This is a genomic window from Clostridium amazonense (assembly GCF_056431285.1).
In genome coordinates, this window is sequence record NZ_JBWKMH010000002.1 from 78956 (window position 1) to 104382 (window position 25427).

Sequence of the window (25427 nt, forward strand, 5' to 3'; positions counted from 1 at the left end):
AAATTAATTGTAAATTTATTTATAACATTACTTATTATGTATATTAACATAGTTATATAATTGTATAATTAATATAGTAAAATATTTACAAAAATCACAGATTATATTTCAAAAATCAAGGGGGATTTAAAGAGATGAAATTTAATAAAGGAATATTTTATGTAATTTCAATAGTTAGTTCACCTATATTTTTAATATTTATATTATGTATGCTTGTTAATATAATAAAGAAAATATTATGGATAAAGAAAAATAATGGAAATAGTAAGGAAAATGAAAAAATAGCTAATATAGAAGAGGAAAAAAATGATATTGTGTGTAAAAATAAATTTAATATGACTAAATTTGTGTTGATAGAAATTGTAAAATGTGTTAGTATTCCAACAGCAGTACTTTTTTCAAATTATTTTATAGCAATTAAATTACTTGACGTTATTTGGTAAAACACAAGCATATAAAAATACATTTCATTATAAATAATCAGAAGTTACAAAGCTAAATATATAATAAAATTTGTAAAACTTAGCATATTCATTTGTAAAATTTTAAATATACCTAAATAGTAAACATATATTTAAGCATATGTGGAAAAACTATTGTAAATTATTATAGTATAAAGTACTATAAAATGATAAGGTTGGTTAAGAAAATATTACGTATGAATGAGTATGTTATTTTTAATATACTAAAAGTTTAAATTATAAATAATAGGAGTGATTAAAATGGCAGCTTCAATTAAAGATGTAGCTAAAGAGGCTGGAGTTTCAATTGCTACTGTATCAAGAGTATTAAATGGAATAAATGTCGTAAATGAAGATACTAAAAGAAAAGTTTTAGATGCTATAGATAAGTTAGGTTATAGACCAAACATTCTAGCAAGAAGTCTAAAAACACATAAGTCTAGCACTATAGGAATAATAATTCCAGATATAGCAGGTGCTATTTTCCCAGAAGTAGTTAGAGGCGCAGAAGATGTTGCTAATATATATAATTATAATATAATGTTATGCAACACAGATTTAGATATAAATAGAGAAAAAGAAAGCTTTAGAATGCTAAAAGAAAAAATGGTAGATGGTGTAATATACATGGGAAATGCTATGGTTAAAGAAGTAGAAGACTTTATAAATGAGTTAGATATGAAAGTAGTAACCGTAGGAACAAGTGATTCTAAAGAAAAATATCCAAGTGTTGTAATCGATGTATTTCAAGCAGGATATGACGCAACTAAATACTTAATAGAAAAGGGAAATAAAAGAATTGCATACATTGGTTTTTTCCCAGAAATGTATGGCGGAAATTATCAAAAGCTTTTTGATGGATATAAGAAAGCTGTAAGTGAAAATATAGGATATGATGAAAATTTAATTTATTTCTCATCTTTAAATGCGCAAGAAGGATTCAAAGGTGTAAATACAATATTAGAAAAAACATCATTTGATGCTGTAATTTGTAGTAGTGATGAAGTTGCAGTAGGTGCAATTAATGCATTAAGAGAAAGAAATATAAAAGTTCCAGAACAAGTAGATGTTATGGGCTTCAATGACACTGATTTAGCATCAATGTACTATCCAACATTAACGACAGTATCACAACCACTTTACGATATGGGTTCAATAAGTATGAGAATTCTTATAAAAATACTTAATAATGAACCAGTAGAAGAACAACAATTTATATTACCATATGATATAGTAGAGAGAAACTCTTGTAAATAAAATTAAAAAAATGTAAACGTAAAATAAGACTTAAGCTAAATTTAGCTTAAGTCTTATTTTTATTTATCTAAATTTCTTTCAAGATTTATATTTTCAAATTCAGGTATTTTATCATTATCTACTACTGATTTCTTAGATGCAGTAGCATTTTGTTTAACAAATGTAGCTTTAGTGCTTAGTGGAGGTAAAATCACACCAGCACCACCAACACAACCGCCTTCACACATCATACCTTCAATAAAGTTTGCTGGAAGTTTACCTATACTAGCAAGAGTCATAGTTTTCTTCATATCAGTTGGACCACTTATTTTAATAGGTTTGAAATCTATATTAATTTTTTCACGTTCAATATAGTTTTCTATAGCAGCAGTAAGTCCACCAGTTGCAGCGAATCCACGACCCAAAGTAGAACCATCATCAAAAGTAACTGAATCGCAATTTTCTGGATCCATGTCAAAGGCATCTAATAATGCTGAAATTTCTTCAAATGTAAGTACATAGTCAATTATATCTTTTACATCAGGACGTCTCATTTCTCCTTTTTTTGCAGTACAAGGACCTACAAAAATTATTTTTGCATCTGGATCAAAAGATTTTATATATTTACCAGTTGCTATCATTGGAGAAACTGTTGAAGAAATTTTATCTTTTTCCTTTGGAAATTTCTTTTCTATATAACTTAAAAAACCAGGGCAACAAGAGTTAGTCATGTACTTATCACCAGAATTCATTCTTTCAACAAATTCGTTACTTTCGTGAATAGTTACTAAATCTGCACCACAAGCAGCTTCATATACATCAGTAAAACCAATATTTAAAAGAGCGGATTTAACTTGACCTAAAGAAACTTTATTGCCAAATTGACCTCCAATTGCAGGAGCAATTATTGCGTAAAGGTTTTCTTTTTTTGCAAGACGTCTAGCTACTGGTTCAATGAAACTCTTATCAGATATAGCACCAAAAGGGCAAGCTTTCATACAAGCACCACATTGAATGCAATCTTCTGTTTTTATCATGGCTCTTCTATCTTCAGCTACAGATAATGCGCCAGTAGGACAAACAACTTTACAAGGTCTTAAAACTTCTGAAATTGCATGATAAGGACATTGCTTTTTGCAAAGTCCACATTCCTTGCATAACTCTTGATTTATAAAAGCTTTACCATTAACTCTTACCATGGCTTTTGTAGGACAAACCTCCATACATTTATGAGCAAGGCAACCTCTGCAAGCTTCAGTAACAGTATATTTATTTATTGGACATTTATCACAAGCTGCTTCGATAATATAAATAATTTGATCATTATTTTTTATGTCTTCCAGTTCATCCATAGTATCTCCAGTTGGTGAATATCCGGCAGCAAGTTTTGCACGTTGATTTACAATAACTCTTTCCTTGTAAACACAACATCTGTATTGAGGAGTGTCCTTATCAACAATACCAACATGAATTTTGCTTAGTTCTTCTGTAGTTAATCTGTCTTCTTTTGCTAGTATGGCAATGCTTTTTAAAACATTGTGCTTAATTTTTTTTAATTGAGTTTCAAAAATAAACATCCTTACCTCTCCTTTATATATGACAAATAATTTATAAAACAGGATATGGTTCCAAGTTTATTTCCTAAATAAGCTAATCCAAAACTTGGACACCTTAAATAGTGAGACGTAATCGAATTCAATTAAATAAAAAAGCACATATTTAAATAAAATATTTTTTAAAAATAACTACTACATTTAAGTTCGATATGGTTTCACTATATTAACAAACTTTTAAATTTTAACAATTCCATAAATATTATACTATAAAGATTGAAAAAAATATCCAACTTTTATTGCAAAAAAAATAAAAAATGAAATAAAAAAAACATTTTACAGAAAAGTTAAACAAAAATTAAAAAGTAACAAAAAACTACACAAAAAAACTTTTAATATAAGTAAAAAGTAAAATAATTTCCCGGTAAATATCTAATAAGGCAATAGATGTAGAGTGATTTATAGAAAATAATAAAGGAAAAAGAACTATTAGGAAAAAACATACAACAAGGGAATTTACTTCTCAATATTGTACAAAGTGGTGTCATAAACTATAATAAAAATGTATAACTATGTCTTTATAAGAAATATAAGAATAAAAATGAGATTTATTTGTTTTAAAATTACAGATTTTAATAAATGACTATATAAGGTTTAAATATTAGCATGGACAATTAATTATTGAATAAGCTGAAATAATAAAATTGGAACCATATAGAATAGTGTATAAAAATGGAGGTTAGTAACTTGGATATAAATAAAAAAGTAGAACAAATATTTACATATTTACTCAGCGTCAAAAGTATGAATGATAAGAAAATCAGGGAAATAAGTGAATATGAAGAAATATTTTTTGAAAATGCTTTCCATGACATGGAAGGTATTGATTTAGTAAATAGTGAAACTAAGGATTATTGGTTAGAAATTACAAAAGAAAATAAAGATTTATATAATAAATTTTCAAAAATATATTTAAAACTTCAAAAAAATGGGGAGAATTTAGAAATTGTATATGGAAATGGACTAGTTATAGGAATGGAGGAAGAAAAACAAATTTGTCATCCTATATTTATAACAAAAATGACACTTGTATTTGATGAAAAAAACAGTGTTTTTTATTTGAAACCATATAACAATGTAACAAATGTGGAGACAGATTTTTTAAATGGCATAGATAAGTTTCCAATAGATAAATTAATAGATTTAAGTAGTAAAATAAAAACACTAGGAATAAATCCTAGAGTTTCAGAAGAATTAATTAATGGAATAAATGAAGTTAGTAGTGTACTAGATATTGATTTTGATGGTGAAATGAAAAAACTATCATCTTTATTGGATATGAATAGTACAGGAAGTTTAGAGTTTTATGATGAGCCAGTAATAATATTTAGAAAAGTAGATACTAGGCTTTGGAATTTAGAATTAAATTCAATGATAGAAGCTATAAAAAGCGGTTATAAAATTCCTAAGACTATAGAAGCTTTAGTAAATAGTGAAGTAACAAATGAAAATGTTAAAGATGATGAGTGGGATGTTATAGGTGAAGATTTATTGTTCCCATTACCATATAATAATGAACAAAAAGAAATAGTGAAAAGATTGTCAGAAAACTTTGGTGTTGTTGTACAAGGGCCACCAGGAACAGGGAAAAGCCATACTATAGTAAATCTAATTTGTCATTTGCTAGCTCATGGTAAAAGAGTATTGGTGACAAGTCAAACAGATAGGGCTCTTAAAGTTCTTAATAATAAGATACCAGAAGAAATACGATCTCTTTGTATGAGTATCTTAGGGGATGATGCTAAGGCTATGGATGATTTGGATAATTCAGTGAGAAAAATAACTGAAAATCTTTCTCTAGATGTTAGTGAAATAAAGAAAGAATTCAAATATTTAAGATTTAAATTAAAAGAATGTAAATCAGCTCAAAATTCTTTATATGAAGAATTAAAGAAAATTGAAGAAAGCGAAAATAGCTTATTAGATTATGACAACAATCAGTATACATTAATGGATATGGCTAAATATATAAGAGAAAATACAAACTTAGATTATATTGATGATTCATTATGCATAAAAGATAGTAGTCCATTAAATGATGAAGAATTAATGGACATGCTTGAATTACTAGAAAAGTTTAAATCTGATGAATTAAAATTATATGAGGATAGCAAAGAAAATATAAGTAAGTTACCAAATTTGGATTATGTATTAAAACTTATAGAAATATATAATGAAGAAAATAAAAAGTCTGAACAAAATAAAAAGATCTTATCTAATTGGAGCGACAAGGAAGTTACAAGTTATAAAAATACACATTTAATTAACTTGCTAGATGAGGCTTATAAAAGTTTAAGTGAAATAGAAGGCACTTATATAGAAAAACTTATGAAAGTATATCATGCAAATAAAACTACCAAAGAATTTTGGAATAGTTTCATAGAACATTGTAATGAATGTATAGAGTGTATATCAAAATTAAAGATAGAACTAAACAAACACTCAATAGAAATTCCTAACAATGTAGATTTAGTACAATTTAAAAAGGATTTTAAAATTGTAGAAAAAGCTATAAGAGAAAAGGGAAAAATAAGTTCATTGTTTAAAATGTTACATGGTAATGTTAAGTATATTATTGAAGATGTAAAAGTTGATGGTGAAAATGTTACATCAGTAGATAAATTAGACATAATTAATAATTATATTAAGTTAAATGAAACAGAAAAAGAATTAAAAAATTATTTTAATAATAATATAAAAGAGCTAGATGGTGAGCAAATAGAAGAAGAAAGCAATTATTTACTAAAGATGGAGGATACACTTCAAAAGTTAAATATAGTAATTAGTTGGGATGAAAATTACAAAGATAAAATAATAGGATTATTAAAAGCTAAACATTTTAGTAAGGAAATTAATTTTTATGAAAAGGAAGACTATAAGTATATAAAAGATTCTCTTTTAAGTTTAAAATCATTTAGACTTATGGAAAGTACTAGAGAAGAATTAAATCAAAATAATAAAATTATAAAGAAATATCCTTGCTTTAATCAATTTTGTGATTATATAGAAAAATTCGATTATAAATCAGTTAAAGAGCTTAATAGAGAAATATTATATGTAACTAAAAACAGTAATGAGCTGGATAAGCTTATAAAATATAGAGACAAGATGGTAGACGTTTGTCCTAAATTCACAAAGTATATATTTGCAAAAGATAATGAAAACTTAAAAAATGATTTCATGAATTTTAAAGATGCATTTAAATATAGGGTATTTAGTGAATTTATAAAAGATAATTGTAACAATGATATAATGAAATTAGAGAAAATGTTACATGATGAAAAAGTTTTAGAAAATACATTGATAAAAGAAATTGTAAGCAAACAAAGTTGGTATAACCAAATTCAAAGAACAACAGAATCGCAAAAAAGAAGTTTATTTGCATGGATGGAAGCGATAAAAAGGATAGGTAAAGGAACAGGGGTACAAGCTGCTAAGTATAGAAAAATTGCACAAAAAGAAATGGAGAAGTGCAAAGATGTAATTCCTGTTTGGATAATGCCAATAAATAGAGTTATAGAAAATCTTAAAGTAAATGAGAATGCTTTTGACGTTGTAATAGTAGATGAAAGTAGTCAAAGTGATATAACTGCATTAACAGCGTTAATGAGAGCAGAAAGAGCAGTTATAGTAGGAGATGAAAAGCAAATAAGTCCAGAAGCTATTGGAAAAGATAGTGGAATGGTTGAAAAACTTATAGAAGATTATCTTTATGACATACCAGATTCAGATTGGTTTGATTTAAAGACTAGTTTATACACAACAGCATTAAGAGTATTTCCAAATAGACTTGTTTTAAAGGAACATTTTAGAAGTGTTGAAGAGATAATAGGATTTAGTAATAAGACATGTTATTCTGATGAAATTATACCTTTAAGGTGTGGTAAGAATGACAATCCAATAGATACAGAACCTTTAATTGCTGTAAAAGTAGATGATGCTGTTAGGGAACCATCTAGGTCTGTAAATATAAAAGAAGCTTATGCAATAGTAGATCAAATTGAAAAGTGTTGCAAGGATGAAAAATATAATGGCATGACTATGGGGGTAATATCTTTACTTGGCGACGCACAAGCAGAAGTTATCGAAAATCTTCTTATAGAAAGAATTGGAATGGAAGAGATTATAGAAAGAAAAATTGTATGTGGAGATGCATATTCATTCCAAGGCGATGAGAGAGACATAGTATTTTTATCTCTTGTTATAGCAAATAATGTTAAATATAATATATTAGCTAAGGATTCTGATATTAGAAGATTTAATGTAGCAGCAAGTAGAGCAAGAAATCAAATGTGGATATTCCATTCTGTTGATTTGGAAGAGATAAGTCCTAAGTGTATAAGATATAAGTTACTAGATTATTGTATTAACTATAAAAACTATGTCTATAATGATATTAAGGATAAAGAATATGTACTTACTGATTTTGAAGAAGATATAGAGCAAAATCTTATAGGAGAAAGTTTAAATATAACTCCAAAAGTTAGAGTTGGTAAGTATGAAATTGATTTTGTACTAGATGCAGATAAATGTATAGCAATTGAGTGTGTTGGAGGAAGAAGAAATGGTAAGTATTCTTGGGAAGATAGTTATGAAAGACAACATACGTTAGAAAGAGTAGGATGGAAATTCTATAAAATAAGAAGTAGTGAATTTTATTTGAATTCCAATGATGCTATAAATAAATTAAAAGATTTCTTAAAATAAAATTTAAACAAAAGAATAATATTATACAAAAGGATGTTACAAAGGAGTAGAGATATGGAAAAAATTAATGAAACATTATTTATTATGTTTAATAATGGAGATAATAAAATAAAAATAGGTGAACTAAGTAAATGTGAGAACAAATACTATTTTAAGTATGATATAGAAGGTGCAAAGAAAGCTAGCGAATTTGGATTTGAGGCATTTCCTAATTTCCCAAGAATAAATGCACAGTATTTTAGAGAAGAAATATTTTCATGCTTTAGAGAAAGAATAGCTGGAGACAATTTAGATGATGAAGAGTTATTTGACATTATAAAAAGTACTGGAGCTAGATTAGCAGAAGATAATTTAGAATTTGTATTAGATGAATCAACAGTTGTTGAAACTGAAAAAAAATCTAAAGATGATAAAAAGGAAGAAGAAATAAAAGAAGAACAAGATATAGAAGAAAAAGAAGAAGAAAAATAAAACGGATAAATAATCAATTTTTTTCAAAACTAACATATATTGATATTAAGAAAAAAAGCATGTACTAAAAAAGAAGACTTTATAGTACATGCTTTTTTTATAAAGGTATTAGGAGTTGAATTTTTTGGATTATAATGAAAGATATAATTTATGGATGAATTCTAATAGTATAGATGAAAAAGATAAAGAACATTTAAAAGATATAAATCATGATGATAAAAAAGAAAGATTTTATAAGGAATTAGAATTTGGAACTGGTGGATTAAGAGGGGTTATGGGGAATGGTAGTAATAGAATAAATAAATATACAGTTAGAAAAGCAACAGAAGGATTATCAAGGTACTTAATAAAAAAATATACTAAAGATATTAGTGTTGCTATTGCATATGATTCAAGAAATAATTCTAGTGATTTTGCCAATGAAACAGCTAAGGTTTTAGCAGGAAACAACATAAAAGTGTATCTATATGATGATATAACAGCTACACCAATATTATCTTATACAGTTAGAAAGCTCAATTGTAATGCAGGCATAGTTATAACAGCATCTCATAATTCAAAAGAATACAATGGTTACAAAGTATACAATTCTGATGGAGTTCAAATTACAGATAAAATGAGTAAAGAAATTTTAAGTGAAATTAAGAATGTTAAAAGTTTCGATGAAATAAAATATGAAAATATAACTTATGCTCTTGAAAAAGAACATATAGTTTATATAGGAAAAGATATAAAGAAACAATATATAGAAAAAGTAAAAAGTATATCTTTGAGAAAGAATATAATAGATGAATATGGTGATAAGTTAAAAATTATCTATACACCTATACATGGTACTGGAAGGGAACCCATTACAAGAATTTTAGAGGATTTTAATTATAAATTTAAGATTGTAAAGGAACAAGAGAATGCAGATGGAAATTTTCCAACTGTAAAATATCCTAATCCTGAGGATACAAAGGTTTTCAAATTAGCTTTAGAAATGGCTAAAAAAGAGGATGTAGATTTAATTATAGGTACAGATCCAGATTGTGATAGAGTTGGTGTAGTATGTAATGATAATGGAAAGTATGTTCCGTTAACTGGAAATGAAATAGGTATACTTTTAAGCTTTTATGCACTAGAAACATTAAAATCACAAAATAGATTATCTAAAAAAGCAATGATTATAAAAACTATAGTGACAACAGATTTAGTTAAAAGGTTTGAAGAAAAATTTGAAATTGATGTTTTAGAAGTGTTAACAGGGTTTAAATATATAGGTGAATTAGTTAAAAATGAAAATAGTAGACAATTTATTTTAGGATTTGAAGAAAGTTATGGATATTTAACTGGTGATTTCGTTGGAGATAAAGATGCTGTGATTGCAACATCATTAATTTGTGAGATGGCATTGTATTATAAATTAAAAGGTATATCTTTGTGTGAGCAACTTAAGAATATATATAAAAAATATGGATATTCAAAAGAAAAATTATTATCCTTTGAATTTAAAGGTATAGAGGGAAAAGATAAGATTGAATATATAATGAATTATTTTAGAAATGAATTTTTGAATATGTTAGAAAATCAAAATATTAAGGTTAAAAAAATAGAAGATTATAAATTAGGGATAGTAAGTGATTTAAATTTAAATAAAAAATATGAACTAACATTGCCAAAATCAAATGTAGTAAAATTTATTTTAGAAGATAATTCGTGGATAGTTATAAGGCCGTCAGGAACAGAACCAAAGATAAAAGTATATTTAGAAGCAGAAGATAAAACAGAAGAAAAGTGTATTAATAAAATTAATGATTTTGAAAAAATAATAAGAAGAATAATACTATAATGAAATGAAAAAAGGATGACTTAAGAAGAGATTTAATTTAAGTCATCCTTTTTAAGAGGTATTTTATAAATAAATTACTCTTTAGAAGAAGGCAGCTACTCCGCCTTAAAGAGCATAAACACTGGCAATTATTATTTTCTTTCATGTTTAGTAATAGAAGAAAATTAATCAATAGAGCTGATAGTATGACCAGTTTTAATAACATTTTTCTTAACGAAAGTTGCATCGTTCCCATTTTTGTCTGTAACATCTATGGTGCGATGATATGCATTATCAAAGGCGTCATTTAATAATTCATAATTACTTAAACTTTCGTTTATTAAATTATTTATTTTATTGTCAGAGTAGTTTGTAGGGCAATTTTCGTCAAAAGATTCAAATGACATAAAATCATCTCCTTATAACTTTTGTAAAGAAACATTAAAAACACACTTTACAATACATATGATTAGTAATTATTAATAAAAGTATACGTAGTAAAATTTAACATAAAACAATATGAATTATATGTTAATAAGTAATTAGATGTAAAAATAAAGTGTTAGTTTTTTTTATAAAATTTTATAGTGTTTTTCAGATAAAATTAGTTAAACACTATGTACAAAGTAGTTTTTATAAATTTGTATTTTCGGATATTAAGAATAATGGGAGTAATAGATACCATAACTTTTCATCATTATTTATTGATTGTCCCCCTATATAAAAGTAGGAATAATATGTGTATAAGTTTGATAGTTTTTTTATAAGTGGTGGATAATTTTAAATAGTTAAGTTATTTTAATGAATTTATGGAAAATAGAATAGCACAAAAAAGTAAAAATCAACATAAAATAGAATTAAGCAATAAATAAAGGTGATATTTTGTTATACGCATTAATTTTAGCAGGTGGAAAAGGAACAAGATTATATCCCTTATCAAGATCAAATAATCCCAAACAGTTTTTAAAAACAGTAAATAATAAAAGCTTTCTTAGGAATACTGTAGATAGGATTACGCCAATTATCGATAAAGATAATATTTTTGTCGTTACAAATAAAGAATATATAGATAAAGTATATGAAGAGCTACCTGAAATAAAGGAGGAGAATGTATTTATAGAACCTGAAAATAAAGAGACTGCAACATGCATAGGATTGTCGGCTGTTAAGCTTCTTAAAAGAGATAAAGAAGCTGTTATGGTTGTGTTACCATCTGATCACTATATAGAAGGTGAAAAACAGTTTAATCAGACAATCATTCAAGCTATAGAAGTGGCTGAGAGAAAAAGAGGCCTTGTAACAATAGGAGTTATGCCAACTAGACCCGAAACAGGATATGGATATATTCAAATGGGAAATCAAATTTCAGGTGATATACCAACTTTTAAGGTAGAGAGATTTACAGAAAAGCCTAATTTAGAAGTTGCTAAGGACTTTTTGATGGAAGGAACTTATTTGTGGAATAGTGGGATGTTTGTATGGAGAGCGGATATTTATTTAAGAGAAATGCAAAGGTATCTTCCTAAAATGCATGAATGTATAAATAGGATATATCAAAGCATAGGTGAAGAAAACGAACAAGAGGTGATAAATGCACAATATGATTTAATTGATGGAATCTCCGTTGATTTTGGTATCATGCAAAAAACAAGAAAAGCATATGTTATAAAATGTGAATTTGTATGGGATGATATAGGAAGCTTTAATGCCCTTACTAGATTTTTAAAGTCTAATAGAGGCAATAATATATCAGGTCCATCATTTTTAAATGATAGTGAAAATTGCTCAGTATTTGGTAATGATAAATTAATCATAGGTTTTGGTTTAAAAGATTTAGTGATTGTGGATGCAGGGGATGTGATACTTGTTATGGATAAATCTAAGGATCAGGAAATGAAATCATTACTAAATGAAATTAAAGAAGATGAGGAGTTAAAAGGGTTTTTATAAATTTTTAATATATAAATATTAAATTTAAATTTGCTTAAATTAGGAGATAAAATTTTAAAATTTAATATAGGAGGAATTTAAGAAATCAATTTTAAATTTATTTAAAATTGATTTCTTAAATTATAATGAAAAATAATAATTATAAGACTTTTTTATAGGAGGTTTCATGGTATAATGTAATTAAAATAAAAGCATTTTGAGGGTTAACATGAATTTAATTACTTTTAAAAATTTGACTTTACAAGAGAAAAAAAATTTATATAATTTTATTTATAGAGTGGATAGAAATTTTGATAAAAATTATGAAGAAATGATTCAATTTTTTGAAAGTGAAGTTTTTGAATATGGAAATCAGCTTTTTGTATCACATATAAATGGTAATATTATATGTTGTTTTGGAACAATAACTAAAGAAATAGAAGTTTGTAAAATGGCATATATTACAGAATTTTATGTTAAAAATTATGATTTAACTCTATATAAAAACAATATAAAAAATATATTAAAAGATGCAGTTGAGTTTTCGATTAGTAAAGGTGCAAATAAGACTTCTTTAGGGATAAGAAATGAAATGTTGTATTTATCAGAGATTATTATAGATTCAGGGTTTAAGGAAGTTTATGATGCTTTAATCATGAATTATGAAGGACAAAGGATATTAAGACAAAGTAATTTAAACGGTAAATTGAAGTTTAAACCATTAAATTTGGGTAATATAAGTAATTTTACAAAGTTACATAATAAAGCATTTAATGGAGAATGTAATGCAGCAACTATTACAGATGAAGATTCAATGGTATATTTACAAAATTATAAAGGTAATGAAGAGTTAATAGGTATTATTGAAGAGAAAAATATAGAGATAGGTGTATACATGCTATCTAAAGTTGATGATATAGGATGGATAGACAACATAGCTATTATAAATGAATATAGAGGTAGGGGGTTAGGTAAAGAGTTACTTAACAAATGTATAGAATTTTTGCAAATTAAAAAGGTAAATGAAATAAAGTTACTTGTAATAACCTCTAATTATAAAGCATATGGTCTTTATAAAAGTTTTGGATTTAAAGATGAAAAAATTTTTTCTAAATGGTTTGAAAATTAAAATAGTGATTTTCTTAAATTTTGTAAAACAAAGACTTACAAATTTAAGTTAAAACGGTTAAAGTAGTTGTTACGACTTTACCAATATAGGCATAAAACTTGGAATATAAAAATCAAATACTAATTCGTTAAAATTAAAAGTGTAGATATTAATCTACACTTTTAATTTATTTTAAAGTATCTAGAGGACACTCTTCACATACTTTTTTATATACTTCTAATGTTTTTTGTGTTGTATTTCTCCAAGAAAATTTTTGAGATTGTTTATAGCCAAGCTCTGCATAACTGTTTCTCAAGCTTTCATTACTAAGCATAGTGCCTAGGGCATCATAAAGCTCTGTTTCACTATTAGGATTTATTAAAATTCCTGCATTTTCAACTACTTCTGGAATTGAAGTAATGTTAGAAGAAATTACGGGAACTTTGCAATTCATTGCTTCAAGAGGTGGAAGTCCAAAACCTTCATATAATGATGGATAAACAAAAGTTTCAGATGCGTTATAGAATATTGGTAAGTCTTCATAAGGAACATATCCAGTAAAGATAATATTGTCATTCATACCTAATTTATCACGAAGCTTTATAAGGTATTGGGATTCATCTCTATATGATCCAACTATAACAAGATTATACTCTTTATCAAGACTTTTATATATTTTAGAAAAAGCACGTATTAATGTATGAACATTTTTTCTTTCACTAAATCCACCTAAGTAAAGAATATAAGGTTTATCAATATTATATTTTTCTTTTATTAATTTTTGGCAATATTCTTTATCTAATGGTTTATAATTATCATTAGCTGCTAGAGGAGCAACATAAATCTTATTTTCATCTATAGGAAAAAATCTTAATATATCTTTTTTGCTATATTCAGAAACAGTAATAATGGCATTAGAGTTTTCCATTATTATAGGCATTTCTTTAAGAAATTTTAATAAGTAGCCTCTGCCAACTGTTTCAGGCATAATATATGGAATTAAATCATGTATGGTAACAATTTTCTTACACAAAGTATTTGGGTTCAAACCTATTCCATTTTGAGGAATGTGATAAAGATTTATGTTTTCATATTTTAAATTATATGGTATATAAGATGTTTCAAAGAATCTATGATGTCTTTTAGGTGCCATAACTATTTGAGAATTCTCTTTCTTATAAGTTTCACTATTATCAAGATCCCAATAAATTTGATAATAGTTTTCTTTATCTATATCAAGTAAATTTTTAAGTAAATTTTCAGTATAAGTACCAATTCCTGTTCCGCTGTACCAATTTATACCTCTGCCATCGAATCCTATTCTCATAAAAATACCCCCTTAAAGAATACAAGTTGAAAAATGAAATTATTGTTATTTAAAATGAGAAATAACAATTTAAAGTGTTGTACAAGAATTAACAATTAACGAAGAACAATTAACAATGAAGGATAAAACTTAAATGTCAGTTTTGAAAATTAATTTTTGTAATAGTTTGTAAATAAATTTAGTTAAAGCCTACTAAAGGCTAGTTTTTATGTGCTTCTATTTTTATATTGTTTTCAACTAATTTGCTTAGCAAATTTAATAAAAGATCATTTTTAAAAATTGGAAATCCAATTTTCACATTTACTGTCTACTGTCAATTGTCCATTGTCAATTTTAAAAAATATAGATTAAAACTTAGAATTAAAATTCTCAACTGAAACATGAATAACTTAAAGTTTCAACTTGGATTCCTGTATAGGGTTCCAAGCTTGAATTTAAAATAATAGCTTTCTCAAATGATACCACTAACCTGATAGTTTATTACTATATTTATATTTGGAACCAGTTGTCAATTTTAAAAAATATAGATTAAAACTTCGAGTTAAATTTATCAATTGAAACATGAATAACTTAAAGTTTTAACTTGGATTCCTATATAATATCATATTATTTTACATATATATAAATGTTACAAATTACCAAATAACACATAAAATAAAACACAAAATATTTATTTTAACATATATTGCAAATATAGGGATTTAGGGAGGGGTACTTTTGGAAAGTTCTAATATACGAGAAATAATAGAAAAACAATATGGACTTTCAGTTTCAAATATAGAAAAAAACAAGAATGTTTTTAGGATAGAAGCATCAAGAAATATGTATTGTTTAAAAGTTATTAATTATGAATTAGCACATTTTATATTTATATTAGAAGCAATTAAACATCTACAAAAAAATGATTTCAAGTATATCCCTAGTATTATGAAAACTGTAAGTGGTGATGAGTATGTAAAAGTTGGAAGGGGTTATGCATATTTAACTACGTGGGTAAATGCTAGAGAATGTAATTATAACAATGTATTGGATGTAAAGAATGCTGCAAGAAAATTAGGAGAGCTTCATAAAAAAAGTGAAAATTTTATAGTTACTGAAAGCATGAAACCAAGAGTTGGTTGGTTTAAATGGATAGAAACATATGAAACAAGAAAAAATGAAATATTAAACTTCAAAGAATTAATAAACCAAAAAGATAAAAAGAGTGAATTTGATAATATATATATGTGTGAAATGGAAAAAGAACTACAAAGATGTGATAGAAGCATTGAAAATCTTTTGAAGTCAAAGTATTTAGATACCATGGAAAAGGAAGTTTTGAAAAATGGATTTTGTCATCATGATTATGCACATCATAACGTTCTAATTACAAAAAATGGTATAAATATTATAGATTTTGACTATTGTATATTAGATTCTCATTTACATGATTTAAGCAGTTTATTGTTAAGAAGAATGAAATATGATAGATGGAGCTTAGATAATGCAAGAGAAGTGATTGATTCATATATGGAAACCCATGAGTTAGAACAAAGTGATATACCAATCATGGCTGCTTTTATGGAGTTTCCACAGGACTATTGGCAACGTGGAATACAATATTATTGGGAAAAACAACCTTGGGGTGAAGAATTTTTTATAAAAAAATTAAATTTATGTTTAGAGGATAGGGATATGAAACAAGAATTTATAAATGAATTTAAGAAAATGAAATTATAACTATATATTATATAAAGGAAAATGAGGTGTGGTAAATGAAACGTTTTTTTTATGAAAATTTTCAAGAGTATTTAAAGGAAAATGGAGTAAGAAAAATAGATTTTATATTAAAAGATAATGAATGTTTAAGTATGAAAGGAATGGAACAAAGGGTTAATAAACAATTGGAAGTAATTTCTCAATTTCATCAAAAGTCTTGTGGATTCAATGGATGTTTAAAATACAGAATAAATAATGATACCTGTAAACTTATAGAAGAATGTAAGATTCATATTAAGCGGCTGAAAAAGGATTTGCAGAAAATTAAGGAATCTGGTTGTAATGGCAAAGTTGAACAGTTTATAGATGAATATGGTCCAATATATTTAGAAAGGGCAGAAGAATGTATAAGAAGTATATATAATAGCAATTATATAAAACTTATATCTAGGAGTATGGACAAGGTAGAAATATGTTTAACTGATGTAGGATTTGATAATCTTCAGTATGATAATGGAATTAAAATAGTTAATTTTTATGATATAGCGTACAACATGGTAGAAATGGATGCGTATTATTTATTATCTAAACTAAAAAGAAAAGGAATAAAATTAGATTGGAAAGAACATATAAATAAGTTTTGTGAATTTGAAGGTTTAACAAAAAGTAGTGGAAATTTTATATTAGCGTTAATGTCATATCCTCATGAATTCATGAAGGTTTATGAAAAGTACAAGAAAAATAAAAAAAATTGGAGTGAAGATGATTATATAAGAAAATTAAGAAAAGCAATAGGTGAGGATGGAGAGAGTCTTTTAAATTTAATAGATGTGAACTAAAATGAGTTTTGACATATATAACAAAAATAGATTAAACAAACTCCATAAAGTTAAGGATTTTATGGAGTTTAATTTATATAGGATTTCAAGATGGAAAATGAAATTACTTTAATATTAAATTATAATAAATTAACCAAGAAAAAAGTTTATAAATTAAATTGGGAAATAGAGATTTAAAATACTGTACAAAATTAATGATTGACAATGAAGAGTTAACAATGAAGTGAGTAACATCTATAATCATTGTTAATTCTTAATTGGTTCCAAGTATTAAATGAGTAGTTAAATATAAATTTTAAATTATTAAATAATAATGGTATAGACTAAAAACTTCACTTGGAACCCTTATAATAGGGAGGTATTACCATATGAATTGTACGATGGCTAGAGAAGATATTTTAAGTAGTGGGTATGATTTAGATATAGAAGTGTTAGAAAGATATAAATATGAAATACATGAAATTATACCTGTTAGAAAAGTATTTATTTTAAATACTAGTGATGGAAATAAAATATTAAAAAAAGTAAACTATGATTTAAACGAAGTTAATTTTATAAATAACGCTATGAAATATTTGAAGGAGAATAAATTCAGTAATATTATAGATTTTAAAGAAAATGTATATGGTGACTGTTGTACAAAGATATATAATAATAGCTATGTAGTTATGGATTTTATTGAAGGTAGAGAAGCGACATTTTATAATCCTATAGAATTAAAAATGATAACTAATTCACTAGCAAAGATGCACAATGCATCTGAAGGATTTAGATATAAGAATAACTCATATAGATATGAGGCTGGGATGCTTATAGAAAAATCAGAAAGAAAAATGGAAGAAATACAAATCTTTAAAAAACTAGTTGAAGGATATGAGAAAAAAACTAAATTTGATAATATGTTTTTAGAAAATGTGGACTATTATTTGGGTGAAATGAAGCAAAGCATTAATTGCTTGAAAAAACATCAGTATTTAAAGCTATGTAGTTTTGAAGATAAAATTTCTTTGTGTCATCAAGATTTAGTTGCTAGAAATATAATAATTAATAAAAAAAATGTGTTTTTTATAGATTTTGATTATTCGACTATAGATTTAAGAATATGTGATTTATGTAACTTTATAAATAAATTTGTTAAGAACTTTGCATTTGAATTCGAAAAGGTTAAAACTGTTATCAGTGAATATAGTAAAGAATATTCTTTTGCAAAACAAGAACTTCAAGTACTTCATGCAATGTTAATTTTCCCAGGCGGATTTTATAATATCGTAAAAAATTATTATAAAAGAAAAAAAGGATGGGAAGAGGAGACTTTTAATACAAGGTTAGAAGTGAAAATTAGAAGTAAAAATGAAAGAGAAGAATTTTTAAAAAAATTTAATAACTATTATTGTGAGTAGTTGACCTATTTACAATATATTATAAAAAATATGAAGAATTTAAATATGAATTCTTCATATTTTTTTGTTTTTAAAATTTTGATACTCGATTATAAATATTTAATGTTTCTTTTGCAGTATTGTTCCAAGATAACGAAGAAACCTTTTTAAAACCCTTATTGATATAAGTATTTCTTAATGAGTGGTTTTCTAGTAAATTTAATATTTTATTAGATAAATCATCTATATCATTAGGATCGAATAAACAAGCAGAATCTCCTACTATCTCAGGAATAGAGGTTGTATTTGAAGCTATAACGGGAATTCCACAAGCCATAGCTTCTATTGGAGGCAATCCAAAACCCTCATAAAATGAAGGATATACAAACAAACTTGAGCAATTATATAAATAAGGCATATGTTCCATAGATATGAAACCAGGAAATAAGATATAGTCTAATAGACCATATTTTTCTACTCGGTTTCTATAAAGTATATAGGATTTTCCTTTTGATCCAGATATGACAAGCTTATGTTTTTTTCTAATAGATTCTGGTAACTTGCTATAAGCATCTATTAATCCAAGAATGTTTTTTCTAGGGCTAAAACCACCAACATATAAAATATAGTCATCATCAAGATTGTATATTCTTTTCAAAACAAATTTACACATTGATTTGTCTAATGGTATATATATATCCTCACTAGCTAAATACGTAACAAATATTTTTTCCTTTGGGTAATTAAAATCTTTAGAAATATCTTCTTTAGAGTAATTTGACACAGTTATTATTCCATCACTATTATTAACAATCCACTCCATATTTCTATTGAAAATATCTAGATATCTATCCCCAACAGTTTCTGGCATATGTAGAGGTATTGTATCGTGTAAAGTTATTATAAAAGGACATGTCTTTTTTAGTGGAAGACCAACTCCGTTTTGTGGTACATGATATATATCTAATGCGTTATCCTTAAGTATATTAGGGACATTTACTTCATCCCAAAAAGTAGAAGTATTTTGTGCATTAATGCAATTTAACTCAAAATTACTTTTAAAATCTATGTCATTATCATATTCACTACTTGTAAAAAGTAGATAATTATTAATGGCATCAATATTATTAAGTGAATTAATTAGTTGGTAACTATAAGTTCCTATTCCAGTACCTCTATACCACTTGGCAGCACGAGCATCAATTCCTATTTTCATAATAAAACTCCTCTCGTTAAATTGACCTATATAATTTAAAATGGCATTATTTTTAAATTTATTCTATATAAAATTATATTAATGATATATGGAATAATATGTTATTTGTGAATGACTTTTATAGATTTTATTTATATAAATTATATTAAATTAATCCATATTCTAATTAAGTTTATATACACATATAAATATTATAGGGGGAGGTGTTAAAAATGATGAGAGAATTTGAAATTGAGCGCCAATTTGATATAAAAATAGAAAGTATAAAACCTAATAAAGGCGTGTATTGCCTAAAAACAAATGATGGACTAAGATGCTTAAAAAAAATAAATTATGGCACTCAAAAGTTATTATTTGTATATGGTGCAAAAGAGCATCTATACGAAAATGGTTTTACTAACATAGATAGATATTTCTTGAATAAAGATGGAAATCCATATGCATTAGTTAATGAAGATATTTATACGTTATCTGAATGGATAGAAGGAAGAGAATGTGATTTTCAAGAGGAAGATGATTTAATAGAAGCAAGTAAAACTTTAGCAAAACTACACAAAGCATCTAAAGGCTATGAACCACCTGAGAATAGTAAATTAAAAACAGACTTAGGTAGATGGCCACATTTAATGGAAAAGAGAATAAAGTCTTTCGATAAAATGAGAGAAATGGTTAGAAAGAAAAAGAATAAAAAGCATGATTTTGATTTAAGTTATTTAAAAAATGTTGATTATTATAAGGCTTTAAGTAATAAAGCATTAGAAACATTAAATTCTTCTAATTATTTTGAAATATGTAAAACTACAGAAGAAGAAAAAAGCTTTTGCCATCATGATTACACATATCACAATATTATAATCAATGATAAAAATGTTAATGTTATTGATTTTGATTATTGTAAAAGAGAAGTAAGGGCATATGATATATCTAACTTTATGATAAAAGTTTTAAAAAGAAGAAATTGGGATTTTGAAATAGCTAGAAAAATATTAGAAGCATATAACACTGAAAATACATTAAGAGATGATGAGTATAAAGTTATATATGCGTTTTTAATGTTTCCACAAAGATTTTGGAGACTTTCTAACAGATATTACTATAATGAGGTGAATTGGATTCAAAGCACATTTACAAAGAAAATAGAAGAACTAGTAGATGAACGAGAAAAATTTGAAAAATTTATTGAAGAATTTAAATCTTTTTATAGTATATAAATTAAAAAAAAGGGAGTATATCTCCCTTTTTTAATTTAAAAAATTTTTATGTAATCTAGTTTATAGATTAATTACATAGGTTAGAGGTTTAATATGGGTATTATTTTATATATAATTTTATAATCAAAGAAGTGATACTTGAGTACATAAGCTATAAAAAGATTATACAAGAAAAGGCAAGTAAAGATAAAAGATAAAAAATGAAAAGTATAAGTTTTTCCTTTTATTTCACATATGTATAATATTTGAATATTTATTGATACATAGTACAATAAAATTAAAATAAAATCAAAAATGAATAAAAGGGAACTAAAAATTATGTTAGGATTTTTAAAGAAACTTCAGGAAAAAATAATCAGATACAACAAAAACAAATTGATAAGGCAGAGAAGGGTATTGAAATTTTACTTGATGATTCTGTAAGACAAAAAGATAAAGGGGTATATACTGCCTTTTGAAAATATAAAAAATGTAATCATGAGAAGTAGTGAACAAATAGAGAAAGATATTACACTAACAAGGATGTTGGCTTTTGGGGTATATTCTTTAGCAATGAAAAAGAAGAAAAAAGTAGTATCAACTGTTGCATTAGCTGGAGATAAAGCACCAGCCTTATATAAGAAAGTATTTAAGATATTGGCAAAATAGCTAGTATCTTTTTTATATATAAATTTAAAGATTTAACCTAGAGTCTTTAAATTTTAAATTAGCAGTAAGTAAGATAATTCAATTTTAGATTTCGAGTTTGGAACAATAAGTGGTAGAATGTCATAAAATGTTATTAAAGCTATATAGTAGAGGGGTTAAAAGTGAAAATAGGTGATATTGTTACTAGAAAGTCTTATGATGGAGACATTGCTTTTAAAATAATAGATATAAAAGAAGAAGAGGGCAAAGAAGTTTATATAATACAAGGTTTAAATATACGTATTGAAGCTGATGCAACAGAAGAAGATTTAGAGTTACTTACAGGAAATAGACAAGGTGCAGTGGACAAAATTTTTAATAAAAAAGTGAATAATTGCTTGAAAAAGGTTATTAATAGTAGGGGATCACAATACAGAGGAGAGTCAGCAGAAGTTCTAGACAGTTCTTATTATGATTACGTAAAAAAAAACAAAAATCAGATAGATAAGAAGGAATTATTTTTCGGTAGGCCTGGAAGGATACTTCATGTTGATAGTGATGCAAATTATGTAGATATATGTTTGAAGACATATAAAGAACTTTCCATAGATGCAGTTGGAAAAGTGATAACTGAAAGAGAACAGCCAGAAAAAATATTAGATTTAGTAAAAGAAGTTAATCCTGATATAGTAGTTATAACTGGTCATGATGGAATGAATAAAAATATATCAAATTATATGGATTTAAATGAATATAGAAATTCTAAATACTTTGTAGATGCAGTTTCCATTTTGAGAGCATATAAGTCAAGTTATGATGAACTTGTTATATTTGCAGGTGCGTGTCAGTCTTGCTATGAAGCTCTTTTAGATGCTGGTGCTAATTTTGCAAGTTCACCTGATAGAATATTAATACATTGTTTAGATCCAGTACTTATATGTGAAAAAATAGCATATGCAGGTATTGATGAAGTAGTTAATATACAAGATGCACTTGAAAATAGCATAACTGGAATAAGAGGGGTTGGAGGTTTACAGACAAGAGGAAAATATAGAGAGGGATATCCAAAATCACAATTCATATAGAAATTAAATTAATTTATTTATTTTGTAAATAATACTTTAAAATTATAGATAATGAATAATACTTTTATAGGTTAATTAGTATTCATTATCTATTATTTTTTACAAATAAAATTAGTTTTGCAAATAGGAATGTTAACAAAGTGAAAACATATATATAATATGTATAGAAAATTACTTATACACACATACTAACCTCAGTATTGTTTGATAAATATTTTACAAGTTGAAGAATTTCATATTAAAACCAAGAAAATATCCTATTTAATAACAAATTTTAAAGAAATATACCCCAAATCTAATATTGACATTTTATCAAATAAATAATAAAATAAAAATTTTAAGTTGATATTAGTTGGTGTTTATTATATAATATATAATGAAAGAAGGTGTTTCACATGCAAAAAAGAAATGTGTTGCTTTCAATTAGGGAAGATATTGAAATGCATGTAGGCCAAAAAGTAACGTTAAAGGCTAATGGCGGCAGGAGAAAAATCCTAATAAATGACGGAGTACTAGAAAAAGCATATGACAGCATCTTTGTGATTAGACTTGATAATTGTGCTCATAGAACTGTTACATACAGTTATTCAGATGTTTTAACTAAAACAGTTCAATTAGTATTTGCTAGTTAGAAAATTGACATAAAAAAAGGATACATTTAAGTGTATCCTTTTTTATTATTTTAAAATATAAGCAAAATAAATATTTAAAATAAAAAAATGAAAGATGGGGGATCCATCTTTCAGCTATGGTATAAAAGGGTATTGAGAATTTATGAGAGGTTATATGGTCAATAACCATCTTTATAATATAACAATTATCGACAAAAGTCAACAATATTTTCAAAAAAATTATTTAAACAAAAAATAAAATATAGGAATAATTCTTCAGGATAGATTATATAAATTATTAGTAGGTATTTAAGGTATATTTTAGAAATAGATAAGAATGTTATTATTTAATTATGAGTATATAAAAATGTGTTATAAATTTTAAACTTTAATAAGCTTACAATTAACGGTTGTAAAATATATTTACATCTAATTAATTATAAATGTACATATACTCATAAAAATTAAAAGAGCAACATAATATTATTTCAAAGATATACTTAAGATTAAAGAGGAGGGTTATTTTTATGGATTTGAATTTGATTAAAGACAATATAGACTATGAGCAATCAATTGGGGAAAAGTCTGAAGATGTTGTTATAAAAGAAGAGTATGTAATTCCAGATACACTTCCAGATGTTATAGACGTTTTAATGTTAGATGCAAAACCATTTATAACAAATAAAGAAGTTATGAATGGAAAGGTTATGGTTGAATGTGAAATAAAATTTAATGTGTTATATATGAATAGAGAAGAAGAAAATACAGAAGCATACTCTGTGAGTTATAGCACAAAGTTAAATAGTACAATTGATGCAGAAGATGCTACTGATGATATGAATTGTGAAGCAAAAGTTAGTATGGAACATATTCAATGTTTAATAGTTAATGAAAGAAAGATTTGTATACAAGGTATAGCAAATTTTAGTTGTGATATTGTTAAGAAGAATAGCTTTGAAATAGTGAAGGAAGTAGACGGAGATGATGAAATACAATTTTTAAAGAAACCAATGGTAGTTGATAAAGTTGTTGGTAATTTTGAAAATGAGATAACTGGTAAAACAGAAATAAAAATTGATATGGATAAACCTGAAATTGGTAAAATAATAAAATATTTCGTGACTATAGGAAAAAAAGATATAAGACTTTATGATGGCGGTATGAGTATAGATTGTAATGCTAATATTCAAATACTATATAAGGGTAGAAATACTAGAGAGATTATATGTATAAATGAGAATGTTCCAATAACTAAGGAAGTAGACATAGATAGTATAAAGAGCAATATGGAACATAATACAGATTTTTTAGTATATCCTTTTGAATGTGAAGTAAAAGAAGATGATATGGGTGAAAATAGAATATTAGATGTAGAATTTTTAGTTAAAACTTACACAAACGTTATGTGCAAAGATGAAATAGAAATGATAGAAGATGCATATTCACCAAATAAAATATTAACAATGGATAAAGAAGAATTTGAAATGAATGTAATGCAAGGTTCAAACCAAACAGAAGTATTAGTTAAAGGTGATATAGAAGTAGATGGTGAAAAGCCTTCTAAAATAATTATGGCTACAGGTGATGTAAATATAACAGATAAGAAACTTGTAGATAATAAAATAGTTGTAGAGGGAGTTTTAAAAGCTGATGTATTATATACAACAGAGAATGATAAAGAATATGTATCTTGTACAAGCGATGAAATACCATTCTCTACAAGCATAGATATAGATGGTGCTAAAATTGATATGATGTGTATGTGCAAAATGTATCTTGAAATGATAGAAGCATCAGTAGAAGCAGGGAATGTGTGCATAAGAGCTATAGTAAGAGGATATGGAAAAGTTTCATATATAACTAAACAAAAATTCTTAGTAGAGATGCTTCCTGATGAGGGAGAGTTGCCAAAGAAAAATGCTAGTGTAACTATATATGTAGTTCAAAAAGATGATAACTTGTGGAAGATATGTAAAAAATATTATACAACTAAAGAACAAATAATGGAGATAAACCAAATAAATGATGAAGGTGACATAAAACCTATGGATAAACTAATAATCCCAGGTAGAGCAGTTATATAAGGTTTTAAAGGTATC

At 25.8% G+C, this 25427-nt stretch carries 18 protein-coding genes; 14 read left to right on the top strand and 4 right to left on the bottom strand.

Annotation, left to right across the window (positions count from 1 at the left end; all coding sequences use genetic code 11):
- Positions 1–134: 134 nt before the first annotated feature.
- Both AC07E4_RS00460 and AC07E4_RS00465 read left to right on the top strand, forming a co-directional pair.
- Positions 135–443 carry a hypothetical protein gene (locus AC07E4_RS00460; protein WP_034438293.1) on the top strand — a complete coding sequence of 103 codons (309 nt, stop codon included), beginning with the start codon at positions 135–137 and terminating at the stop codon, positions 441–443.
- A 279-nt stretch (positions 444–722) separates the two neighbouring features.
- Positions 723–1718, top strand: coding sequence for a LacI family DNA-binding transcriptional regulator (locus AC07E4_RS00465; RefSeq protein ID WP_034438292.1), 996 nt, complete (start codon positions 723–725; stop codon positions 1716–1718).
- 59 nt (positions 1719–1777) lie between these two features.
- Here the strand turns inward: AC07E4_RS00465 and AC07E4_RS00470 are convergent, their stop codons facing one another.
- A complete protein-coding gene (locus AC07E4_RS00470) occupies positions 1778–3274 on the bottom strand; it encodes a 4Fe-4S dicluster domain-containing protein (protein ID WP_034438289.1) in 1497 nt (498 codons plus the stop codon).
- A gap of 723 nt (positions 3275–3997) precedes the next feature.
- Between AC07E4_RS00470 and AC07E4_RS00475 the strand changes: the two genes are divergently transcribed.
- The 3 genes from AC07E4_RS00475 (at position 3998) to AC07E4_RS00485 (ending at position 10319) form a co-directional block, all read left to right on the top strand.
- The gene (locus AC07E4_RS00475; RefSeq protein WP_478215474.1) at positions 3998–8017 is read left to right on the top strand and encodes an AAA domain-containing protein; all 4020 of its coding nucleotides are present in this window, start codon (positions 3998–4000) and stop codon (positions 8015–8017) included.
- 54 nt (positions 8018–8071) lie between these two features.
- Positions 8072–8488, top strand: a complete 417-nt coding sequence (locus tag AC07E4_RS00480) for a hypothetical protein (protein WP_034438282.1) — start codon at positions 8072–8074, stop codon at positions 8486–8488.
- Between the two features lie 124 nt (positions 8489–8612).
- Positions 8613–10319, top strand: a complete 1707-nt coding sequence (locus AC07E4_RS00485; RefSeq protein WP_034438280.1) for a phospho-sugar mutase — start codon at positions 8613–8615, stop codon at positions 10317–10319.
- Positions 10320–10483: 164 nt separating this feature from the next.
- On the opposite strand, the gene AC07E4_RS00490 is transcribed toward AC07E4_RS00485, so the two are convergent.
- Entirely contained in the window at positions 10484–10705 is a 222-nt protein-coding gene (locus tag AC07E4_RS00490; RefSeq protein WP_034438279.1) for a hypothetical protein, read from the bottom strand.
- 475 nt (positions 10706–11180) lie between these two features.
- Between AC07E4_RS00490 and AC07E4_RS00495 the strand changes: the two genes are divergently transcribed.
- Positions 11181–12248 carry a mannose-1-phosphate guanylyltransferase gene (locus AC07E4_RS00495; protein WP_034438277.1) on the top strand — a complete coding sequence of 356 codons (1068 nt, stop codon included), beginning with the start codon at positions 11181–11183 and terminating at the stop codon, positions 12246–12248.
- A gap of 208 nt (positions 12249–12456) precedes the next feature.
- Complete coding sequence (locus tag AC07E4_RS00500; RefSeq protein ID WP_478215475.1) at positions 12457–13356, top strand: GNAT family N-acetyltransferase; 900 nt, start codon at positions 12457–12459, stop codon at positions 13354–13356.
- 166 nt (positions 13357–13522) lie between these two features.
- Here AC07E4_RS00500 and AC07E4_RS00505 read toward each other — a convergent pair whose 3' ends face one another.
- The gene (locus AC07E4_RS00505) at positions 13523–14662 is read right to left on the bottom strand and encodes a glycosyltransferase family 4 protein (protein ID WP_478215476.1); all 1140 of its coding nucleotides are present in this window, start codon (positions 14660–14662) and stop codon (positions 13523–13525) included.
- Between the two features lie 717 nt (positions 14663–15379).
- Between AC07E4_RS00505 and AC07E4_RS00510 the strand changes: the two genes are divergently transcribed.
- From AC07E4_RS00510 to AC07E4_RS00520, 3 genes are all read left to right on the top strand, one after another.
- Positions 15380–16381 (top strand): CotS family spore coat protein, encoded by a 1002-nt coding sequence (locus AC07E4_RS00510; RefSeq protein WP_478215477.1) that lies wholly within the window; start codon positions 15380–15382, stop codon positions 16379–16381.
- Positions 16382–16416: 35 nt separating this feature from the next.
- A complete protein-coding gene (locus AC07E4_RS00515; RefSeq protein WP_478215478.1) occupies positions 16417–17199 on the top strand; it encodes a hypothetical protein in 783 nt (260 codons plus the stop codon).
- Between the two features lie 368 nt (positions 17200–17567).
- Positions 17568–18599, top strand: coding sequence for a CotS family spore coat protein (locus tag AC07E4_RS00520; RefSeq protein ID WP_478215479.1), 1032 nt, complete (start codon positions 17568–17570; stop codon positions 18597–18599).
- 70 nt (positions 18600–18669) lie between these two features.
- Here AC07E4_RS00520 and AC07E4_RS00525 read toward each other — a convergent pair whose 3' ends face one another.
- Positions 18670–19794 carry a glycosyltransferase family 4 protein gene (locus AC07E4_RS00525; protein WP_034438267.1) on the bottom strand — a complete coding sequence of 375 codons (1125 nt, stop codon included), beginning with the start codon at positions 19792–19794 and terminating at the stop codon, positions 18670–18672.
- 212 nt (positions 19795–20006) lie between these two features.
- On the opposite strand from AC07E4_RS00525, the gene AC07E4_RS00530 reads away from it, so the two are divergent.
- The 4 genes from AC07E4_RS00530 to AC07E4_RS00545 all read left to right on the top strand — a co-directional run bounded on the left by AC07E4_RS00530 (position 20007) and on the right by AC07E4_RS00545 (position 25412).
- The gene (locus AC07E4_RS00530) at positions 20007–21005 is read left to right on the top strand and encodes a CotS family spore coat protein (RefSeq protein WP_034438265.1); all 999 of its coding nucleotides are present in this window, start codon (positions 20007–20009) and stop codon (positions 21003–21005) included.
- A gap of 809 nt (positions 21006–21814) precedes the next feature.
- Positions 21815–22717 (top strand): sporulation peptidase YabG, encoded by a 903-nt coding sequence (yabG, locus tag AC07E4_RS00535; RefSeq protein ID WP_034438262.1) that lies wholly within the window; start codon positions 21815–21817, stop codon positions 22715–22717.
- Positions 22718–23112: 395 nt separating this feature from the next.
- Complete coding sequence (locus AC07E4_RS00540; RefSeq protein WP_034438260.1) at positions 23113–23349, top strand: Veg family protein; 237 nt, start codon at positions 23113–23115, stop codon at positions 23347–23349.
- Between the two features lie 506 nt (positions 23350–23855).
- Positions 23856–25412 carry a DUF3794 and LysM peptidoglycan-binding domain-containing protein gene (locus AC07E4_RS00545; protein ID WP_430830568.1) on the top strand — a complete coding sequence of 519 codons (1557 nt, stop codon included), beginning with the start codon at positions 23856–23858 and terminating at the stop codon, positions 25410–25412.
- The last annotated feature ends 15 nt before the right edge of the window (positions 25413–25427 follow it).